Genomic DNA, 8,948 nt, shown 5'->3' with positions numbered 1-8,948 from the left:
CCCGGTGACAACACCAACGCCCGCGCCCTGGCTCAACTACAGGCAATGCCCTCGCTTTTGGGCGGTAAAGCGAGTTACCAGGACGCTTATAACGAGATCGTGGGCGATGTGGGCACGCTGACCCACGCCGCCGACATCGACAGCACCGCTCAGAAACAATTGCTCGACCATGCTCGACAGGCACGAGACTCGGTTTCAGGGGTGAATCTCGATGAGGAAGCCGCCAACCTGCTTCGGTATCAACAAGCCTATCAAGCCGCCGCGCAGTTGATTCCCGCGCTGAACAGTATGTTCGACGCACTGATCGGAGCCGTAAGGAGATAAGCATGCGCATTTCGACGCCCTTGATGGAACAATTCGGCATCGACGCCATCCTCAGGCAGCAGGCGAAGCTCTCCAAGACCCAATTGCAGCTCTCCACCGGCCAGCGCATTCTGACGCCCTCGGATGATCCCAGCGCCGCGGTACGTGCGCTGGACTTGAAGGAGTCGCTGGAAAACAATCGGCAATTTCAGTCCAACATTCAGGCTGTTCGCTCGAGACTCGAATTTGAGGAATCCACTTTGGCGGGAGCGGACAACGTGTTGCAGCGCGCACGTGAATTGGCTGTCCGAAGCCTCAATGATACGCTCAGCCCGAGTGATCGGCAGGCGATCGGGCAGGAAATGCAGCAGCTGTTGGACGAAATGCTCGGACTGGCGAATACGCGCGACGCCAACGGCGAATATATTTTCGCCGGCTTCCGTTCCGATACCGTCCCGTTCGCATTTGACGGCGGCCGGACGCCGCCGAGCTACGTCTATCAAGGCGACAAGAATCAGCGCCTCTTGCAAATCGCTCCGCAACGACATATGGCCGATGGCGATTCCGGATTTTCCATATTCGAGAATATTCCTTCGAGCTCGGGTGCCAATGCGATCGCGGCCTCAGGCGGTACCCAGAACATACTCAATACCTTGTACTCCCTCACCCGGACTTTGAGCGGACAGTTCACCGCATCCCACGGCGCCGTTATGGGAACGAACGATCTGTCCTCCGGCATTGACTACAGCGGCGGCCCGGCAAAGAATTTCGATCTGGCCATTGATGGCGGTGCGCCGGTCACGGTTTCCGTCGCCGCAGCGAATTATGCTTCAGCGGATGATCTCGTTGCCGCCATAAACGCCGGCATCAACGCCACCGCTTTGAATGGAACCGTGGTCGCCCAACATCGATCAGGCTTTATCGAGTTCGTATCGACAACCACCGGGACTGCCTCATCCGTGGAGATCAGTGACGACACCGATGGAGTCCTGACCGATTTCGGCTTCGCCGGCCCACAGACCGGCACAGGAGCCGACGTTGCTTTCCACGACGCTGCCAGCGCCGCATTGAAGGGCATCGATGCCGCCCTCCAGAACATCCTGGATACCCGCGCCAGCGTCGGCGCACGCTTGAATGCGCTGGACGAACAAGAGGATGTTCACGACAAATTCATCATCGACACCCAAGCGAATCTTTCCGAAATAGAGGATCTGGACTACGCAGAAGCAATCAGTCGGTACAACATCCAGTTTGTCGCGCTACAGGCTGCGCAGCAAGCTTATGTTAAAGTACAAGGACTGTCTCTTTTCAATTATCTTTAAGCGGTAAACGCGGCATTCCGTGCCTCTTCCCGGTGCGAGCCCTTCCGGGCGTTATTCGCACGTTCGAATTTATTTTCGGCCGATTTGTCTTTGATTCAGGCATCCCTTTTGCGGTGAAAATGGCATTGTGGTTAGAAACTTCAAGCTTGCCCTGAAACTGATCGCACGCGATTGGCGTAGCGGCGAATTAACCATCCTGATGGCGGCCCTCCTGATCGCAGTGGCCAGTTCCACCGCGGTCAGCCTGTTGGGCGACAGATTGACCCGTACGATGAGTCTCCAGGCGGCGGAGTTCTTGGCAGCCGATCTCGTTATCGGCGGCCATCAGGAGCCATCGGATGCTTGGCGGCAACAGGCGTCCGCACAGGGGCTGCTAGTCGCCGGTACCACCGAATTTTCCAGCGTTTTGATCGAAAACGACGAACTGCTTCTGGTGGGCGTCAAAGCCGTCGAGGAAGGTTATCCGCTACGCGGCTCGCTTCGCACCACTCTGGGCGATGTCACGGCCGCAGTTGAAACCCACGACATCCCGAAAAGCGGGGAGGCTTGGGTGGAGCAGCGCGTGCTCACAACCTTGGGTTTGAGCTTGGGCGGCGAAATCACAGTGGGTGAAAAACCGCTGCGAATCACTCGCATTCTCACCCATGAACCCGACCGCCGTGGCGATCTCTACAGCCTCTCGCCCCGGGTGCTGATGAATCGAGCCAATGTCGCCGAGACCCGGGTCATTCAACCCGGAAGTCATGTTCATTATTACGAATTGTTTGCCGGGGACGAGCGTGCGCTACGCACATTCAAGCTATGGCTCAAGCCCCAACTGCATCCGGGTCAACGTATTCTCGACGTACACGAGGATCGGCCCGAACTGGGCAATGCCCTGAACCGTGCAGAGCGTTATCTGGGACTGACCAGCATTGCCGTGGTGTTGATTTCGGGCGTTGCCATCGCCATGACTGCGCGCCGCTACACCGAACGGCACTACGACATGACCGCGATGCTCAAGTGCTTGGGTGCTCGCGAGCGGGACGTCCTGTGGATCTACGCCAGCCAGTTTTTGATCGTCGGCCTCGTCGCGAGCTCGTTGGGTTGCGCTTTGGGATACCTGGCTCAGCACGGTGTGATCCAGTTGCTCCGCTCTTTGCTGCCCCATACCTTAGCCGGTCCCGGTTGGCTCGCAGTGATCTTCGGCGCGGCCACGGGACTCCTGATCCTGCTCGGCTTCGCCCTGCCTCCCATACTCAGGCTCAAGCGACTCGCTCCCCTGCGAGTACTGCGCCGCGATCTGGAACCTCTGCCGTCCAGCGCTTGGGTGGTATACGGATTAGCCGCCCTTACTCTGAGCGCGCTTCTTTGGCGCTATACCCGCGATTGGACGATGACCGTCAGCGTATTGGCGATCGCTGGCGCTGCGATAGCGCTGTTCAGCCTGCTCGGCTTATCGATGCTGGGGCTTGGCCGTCTGCTCCTGCCTTACGTCTCGCTGTCATGGCGCTTCGGTCTCCAGCACTTGACCCGTCAGCCGCGACTGGGAGTTAGCCAGATACTCGCTTTCGCCCTAACCCTGGTGGCCATGCAGGTCAGTATTTTGGTGCGTACCGAACTGCTGCAGGAGTGGAAGCGCCAACTGCCCGAGGATACCCCTAATCATTTCGCACTGAATTTATTCGATACCGATTTGGCGCGATTTCGCAACACGCTGAACCAAGAGGGTATCGCCAGCAGCGCTTACTATCCGATCGTGCGCGGCCGTTTGACTGCCGTTAACGGTAAAGACGTCTTCGAAATCGTCCACAAAGACTCGCGCGCTGAAGCATCGATTAATCGCGAACTTAGCCTTACCTGGGCGTCGGAACTGCCGCCCGACAACCGTGTAGTTCGGGGAAAATGGGTCGACGGAAGTGGTCCCCTGAGCGTTTCGGTGGAAACCGAGCTAGCCAAGAGTCTAGATATCGAGCCAGGCGACAAACTCACATTCAATATTGCGGGACAGGAGCTTATCGCTACCGTCATCGGCACCCGCAGCGTCCGCTGGGATACCATGACCCCGAATTTTTTCATGATTTTTTCGCCGGGAAGCCTCGATACGTATCCGCACACTTGGCTCACCAGCTTTTATGTGCCACCAGAGCTTAAGCCAGTACTGGGACAGTTGGCCAAATCGTTCCCGAGCATGACAATCCTGGAAGTGGACGCGCTGCTGAAACAGTTTCAGACCATCTTGCGACAAGTGACGAGCGCCATCGAATATGTCTTGCTATTGGCTTTGGCGGCGGGATTTACCGTGCTGTTCGCCGCGGTCCGAGCGACGCTGGATGAACGTATCTACGAGGATGTGTTGCTTCGGACCATGGGCGCCAGCCGGCGCTTGTTGCGGAATGCCCAATGGGTGGAATTCGCCGCGTTGGGATTCTTGGCCGGCATCCTGGCATCGGCTATCAGCGAGGTGATCGCGTGGACGTTGTTCAGCCGGGTGTTTGACTTGGCGTATCGTTTCCATTGGGAAACCTGGCTGGCCACCCCTGTTTTAGGCGCGCTGGTGGTTGGGCTGGCAGGCTATCTGAATACACGGTCAGTGGTAAAAAACAGCCCAATGCGCGTGCTGCGAGAACTTTAGAGTACGAGAAAACAAGAAATGGCGATGGGCGAATAATCTGGCGCTCATCGCCATTTCTATCAACTACCCTTGACGTTGACCTTCGATGTCCAGCCGCTCTTCCCTTGGCAGTCTCCGTCCAATACTTTTACTTTAACGAACGGCAACTGACCGACTACCATTTCTTCTTCAACGGTTGCCTTCGTCCCTGCTTTGGTGACGCATACGCTCTGCTCCTGGTCCTCTTCCGCTTCCGAGGTGCTAATTAAACCAGGCATGGTCGTCAAATGCGAACCGCCGCCATTCGGATTATCCAAAGTCACCTGCTGGCCTACGGATACGGTCGTCTTGATCTGTACTTCTTCACCGCCGCCGCTCATCGCGAGAACGAGAACGATCACCAACACTGCGCCGATCGCCGCGTAGAGAGCTTTCGGGTTGCTCTTCAAGGTATCGAGAATGCCTTGCGCGGGCTTACTCGGGTTATTCTCTTCGGACATTACGCTATACCTCCTCTTATAAGTTCTTATCGCCTCCCGGTTCATGAACGAACACTCTGGAGCAGGCGCAAATTACCATGTTGTCAACATTATGCAAACAGTTAATTTGCTTGCTCCACAGCATCGTAGAAGCGATTTAGAAACACTGCACTTTATCACGCTCCATGGTTATATTTGCGATTTGGGGAGCGACAAATGCGCGCATGTCTAATTGGAGCCAAAATTGCCTCCGGGTGGTCTAATCGTTCGCAATGAAAACCTGTCCGGTCATGACTTTCCTTACGCGATTTTCTGCCGGATAGAATAATTCGCGTTGTGTCTATCGAACCCCAAAAATGAATGACTCGAAAAAGTTTCCGCCACAATCCAGCAACAGCGACGTGCAAGCGTTCTTGAAAAAACTTGCGCAAACGCCCAACGCCAAACCGGCTGGACGCAAAGGAAGGCTGATCTTTGCCCTGGACGCGACGGCGAGCCGCGAACCTACTTGGAGGGAGGCGTGTCGTATCCAAGCGGAAATGTTCGATGCGGCGGCGGCTCTAGGCGGCTTGGAAATCCAGCTCTGCTATTACCGCGGAATAGCGGATTTCGAAGCTTTCCCGTGGTTGATTCACGCCGAAGACTTACGGCGGCGCATGGCTGACGTGGAATGCGTCGGGGGATACACCCAGATCGGCAAGGTTCTGGAGCATGCTTTGCAGGAGACACGGAAAAGCAAGGTCGACGCTTTGGTATTCGTTGGCGACTGTATGGAAGAAAATGTCGACTATCTCTGCAAGACAGCCGGAGAGTTGGGCCTTCGGGGCGTCAAAGCGTTTCTGTTTCAGGAAGGATTCGATCCGACCGCCGAACGCGCATTCAAACAGATCGCCAAATTGACTCACGGCGCCCATTGCCGCCTCGACGCCGGAAGTGCACGGCAACTCCGTGAACTGCTCAATGCTGTTGCGGTCTATGCCGCTGGCGGATTGAAGGCTTTGGAAGACTTCGGTCGTGTCCGAGGCGGGCTCGCTCTGCAATTAGCCCACGAAATGAAAAAATCTTGATTCAACTCATTCTGCTTCTTTTTCTCGTCGTTCTTGCCGTGCTCACGGTGCGCCGTTTTCTCGACTCCGCGCCTTCTGAAGCGCTGGCCAACAAGTTTCGACGCGGGCTGATCTGGACCGGAATTCTGGCCCTGTTATTTCTTGCCGCGACCGGACGGCTGGGCTGGTTGATCCCGCTGGTCGGGGCACTGATCGCCGCCGTTCTCCGGCTTGCGCCAATTCTCGTTCAACTCCTGGTTCAATATGCGCCGCTGATACGACGCTGGCGGCAACAACGAGCCGCATCCCAGCGGACGGCTTCGGACGGTCGCCGTAGCAGTTCGTTTGTTGAGTCGCGTTTTTTACGGATGCAACTCGATCATACAACCGGCGAAATCGTGGGCGTAGTACTGACAGGGTTCCATGCCGGCCGTAGCTTGCACGACCTGACCCTAAAACAACTGACCGAGTTATACGGTGACTATGTCCGCGAGGACCCCGAATCCGCATCGCTGCTGAAGGCATATATAGAGCGCGTCCATGGCGTATCCTGGCAAGAGCGCGAAAGCCGAACCGCAGATCAGGACCACGGCAAAATGACGGCGGAAGAAGCTTATCGTGTTCTGGGCATCCCGCCTGGATCTTCTCGTGAAATTGTTATCGACGCTCATCGTCGCCTGATGCAGAGGATTCATCCCGACCGAGGTGGCTCCGACTATCTCGCGGCGAAAATCAATCAGGCCAAAGACGTTCTGCTGGGACGGTAAAATCGTCGAAGTGTACTGGGTGCGCCGAGCACGGCCGTGGCTAGAGTATTTTCTGATTCGGTATAGCGCCCGCGGCAGCGGGTGCTACACGGTTTTCTTCGTCCCGTTCGAGCGCCCCGGTGTCGTGCGAAACGCGCAGGATCAGGGGGCTCGCCGGGAGCGGAATGGGACGAACGACGTTCGCCCGAAGGGCAGCGTCCAGGAAAGGACCTTGTCAATTTGGACCGCCGAAGGCGGGTCCGCAGGATAAAACCCAGGGGCTTGCCTTGGCGCTCCCAAGGCAAGCGGGTATCCAGGGAGCGACACCCTGGACTTGGGGGCAAAGCGGGAAGCAACATCCCACAAGGATTTTGCAAAAGGAACCCGCGTGCGGGGCGGCTCCCCGCCCTAAAACAAGCACCGCGTTCAGCGGCACCTTGGTAGGATTTTCACGCACTAAATCCGCTATGTGGAAGCGAAAAATGCTCTAGCTTGACACGGAAATGGCTTAGCAAGCCATCGAGCAAAAACTGGGAATGTCGGCATTTTTCGTCTCTATAAATCATCCCCGAACCTCTCGATCCCCTTTTCTGTCTGTAAGCGCGTGCGTTTGAGCGCGCGCCCGCGTGGTCGCGCGAATTCGGCATCATAAAAAAATCCCACCATTTAAAAATTGCTATCTGAGTCACAAAAAAGCTGCTAAAGAAAAAAAATAATAAGCCGATAAGAAAGATAACCGTCAAAAACCCGTCGCACGGTAACTCCGCTCGGTCGCCAAACGCCATTTTTCCGATGCGCCCAGTGACCCGATGCGAAGCAAAAAATGGATGATCCGCAGATTTAAAGCAGTACGGAGCTCGCAGAGCATATTGGCACGATAAATGGTTTGACACAGAGCTGTTGGCTCCGATTAACAAAGTATTGATGACGGAAGTTCTGGTTTATCAAATAGGCTATCGATAATAAATCAATTGTGTGGGGGGCATGGGTATGTCTGAACAAATCGTAGAAGAATTAAAAACCTTTGGAGAGGCAGGCTTATACGATGATGCGGCCACCTTCGTCGAAGATTTCGAAGCGAACGAAGATCTTGAAGAAGATTCGCCGATCTGGAACGACGCAGAGCTGGGTACTGTCGATTCGGAATACCAATATGACGCCACCCGCCTATATCTAAAGGAATTGGGAAGTTCTCAGCTGCTGACCGCAGATGAAGAAAAGCACTACGGCCGTTTAGCGCAAAAAGGTGACCAGGCGGCGCGCAAGAAAATGATAGAAAGCAATTTGCGCTTGGTTGTAAAAATTTCCCGTCGTTATTTGAATCGCGGACTGCCACTTCTGGATCTAATCGAAGAGGGAAATCTCGGACTGATAAGAGCCGTTGAGAAGTTTGAGGCCGATCGCGGATTTCGGTTTTCGACTTACGCCACATGGTGGATTCGGCAGACGATTGAACGTGCCTTGATGAATCAGACGCGCACGATTCGTCTACCGATTCACGTCGTAAAAGAAATGAATGTCTACCTAAAAGCGTATCGTCATTTGGCCATTACAATGCATCATGATCCAAGTGCCGAAGATGTCGCAAAATATCTGAACAAACCGATAAAAACGGTCGAAAAAATGCTCAAACTCAACGAGCGCGTTGTATCGATCGATGTTCCTTTTAAGAAAGATTCTGAAAAGTCCTTGGTGGAATGCATTTCCGAGGAGGATAAACTCCCCCTTCCGGAAACTCTTCAGAACGAGCTAATTTCCAATAATCTTTCCGAATGGCTGGATCAACTCACGGACAAGCAGCGGGAAGTCATTTCCCGCCGATACGGTCTGCGCGGCTATGATCATTCCACTCTCGAAGAAGTCGCGACCGTGATGGGCGTTACCCGGGAACGAGTACGTCAAATTCAGATGGAAGCTCTAAATCGCCTTCGCGACATATTGGAAACCGACGGCTTTACCGCGGATACAATCTTTCATTAACGTCAGTTTAGCTTTAAGACGCCGTGGGCTATCCAGATGTCCTTTGAAGTGTCGGGAAACCAAGGCACTGCATATCTATTAACGATATTCTCGATACGGACGATCTAAATCCGTCCGGATCGAGAATAGCCGATAGCCCGCCAACTCACGATCTGCCGCCGCACTTCGGATATCAAAAGCTCTCAAGTGGCGAGTATCTCGCCCTAAGAGCACCTTTTGCTCAATACACTCTCCAATTTTAAGTTTATTCGTGCAACTTCCGTTCGTGGTCGCTCGCTGACCGATCGCTCAGCCGGAACGTCCCATTTCATGGACCCTTGACGTGAACTTCGCGAAGCCAGGAACGTTCTGGTTAAGAACGCCTAAGTTGTACTAAAAAGCCGGTCATGTTGGTTGCCCTCAAGCTAGCGTTATGGCTGAGGCGGGCTTAAGAACGAAGATGCCGATGTTCGTTAGACTTGATGATGCGGGTCACTCGC

General features: G+C 54.7%; 7 protein-coding genes. 6 read left to right on the top strand and 1 reads right to left on the bottom strand.

Going from position 1 to position 8,948, the window contains the following annotated elements; genetic code table 11:
• The 3 genes from ABJK70_RS16230 to ABJK70_RS16220 form a co-directional block, all read left to right on the top strand.
• The coding region (locus ABJK70_RS16230) for a flagellar basal body rod C-terminal domain-containing protein (protein WP_347258479.1) at window positions 1-324 on the top strand (324 nt) is incomplete at its 5' end.
• 2 nt (window positions 325-326) lie between these two features.
• Window positions 327-1,625: a flagellar hook-associated protein FlgL gene (gene flgL / locus ABJK70_RS16225; RefSeq protein ID WP_347258478.1), complete on the top strand. Its 1,299-nt coding sequence runs from the start codon at window positions 327-329 to the stop codon at window positions 1,623-1,625.
• A 127-nt stretch (window positions 1,626-1,752) separates the two neighbouring features.
• A complete protein-coding gene (locus ABJK70_RS16220) occupies window positions 1,753-4,239 on the top strand; it encodes an FtsX-like permease family protein (RefSeq protein ID WP_240502522.1) in 2,487 nt (828 codons plus the stop codon).
• Between the two features lie 59 nt (window positions 4,240-4,298).
• On the opposite strand, the gene ABJK70_RS16215 is transcribed toward ABJK70_RS16220, so the two are convergent.
• A complete protein-coding gene (locus ABJK70_RS16215; RefSeq protein ID WP_077730455.1) occupies window positions 4,299-4,718 on the bottom strand; it encodes a hypothetical protein in 420 nt (139 codons plus the stop codon).
• A 335-nt stretch (window positions 4,719-5,053) separates the two neighbouring features.
• Between ABJK70_RS16215 and ABJK70_RS16210 the strand changes: the two genes are divergently transcribed.
• The 3 genes from ABJK70_RS16210 to rpoS all read left to right on the top strand — a co-directional run bounded on the left by ABJK70_RS16210 (window position 5,054) and on the right by rpoS (window position 8,469).
• Entirely contained in the window at window positions 5,054-5,764 is a 711-nt protein-coding gene (locus ABJK70_RS16210) for a hypothetical protein (protein WP_077730454.1), read from the top strand.
• Window positions 5,761-6,510, top strand: a complete 750-nt coding sequence (locus tag ABJK70_RS16205; protein WP_086134386.1) for a hypothetical protein — start codon at window positions 5,761-5,763, stop codon at window positions 6,508-6,510. The genes ABJK70_RS16210 and ABJK70_RS16205 overlap by 4 nt, the downstream gene beginning before the upstream one ends.
• A gap of 969 nt (window positions 6,511-7,479) precedes the next feature.
• Window positions 7,480-8,469, top strand: coding sequence for an RNA polymerase sigma factor RpoS (gene rpoS, locus ABJK70_RS16200; protein ID WP_077730452.1), 990 nt, complete (start codon window positions 7,480-7,482; stop codon window positions 8,467-8,469).
• Window positions 8,470-8,948 lie beyond the last annotated feature (479 nt).

Origin of the sequence: Methylocaldum sp. (genome assembly GCF_039794385.1) — a bacterium.
GTDB lineage: Bacteria > Pseudomonadota > Gammaproteobacteria > Methylococcales > Methylococcaceae > Methylocaldum.
This window is presented reverse-complemented; position numbering and strand designations above follow the sequence as displayed.

Coding starts and splice junctions, on each gene's coding strand:
- flgL (WP_347258478.1), top strand. CDS start 327: ATGCGCATTTCGACGCCCTTGATGGAACAATTCGGCATCGACGCCATC.
- ABJK70_RS16215 (WP_077730455.1), bottom strand. CDS start 4,718: ATGTCCGAAGAGAATAACCCGAGTAAGCCCGCGCAAGGCATTCTCGAT.
- ABJK70_RS16210 (WP_077730454.1), top strand. CDS start 5,054: ATGAATGACTCGAAAAAGTTTCCGCCACAATCCAGCAACAGCGACGTG.
- rpoS (WP_077730452.1), top strand. CDS start 7,480: ATGTCTGAACAAATCGTAGAAGAATTAAAAACCTTTGGAGAGGCAGGC.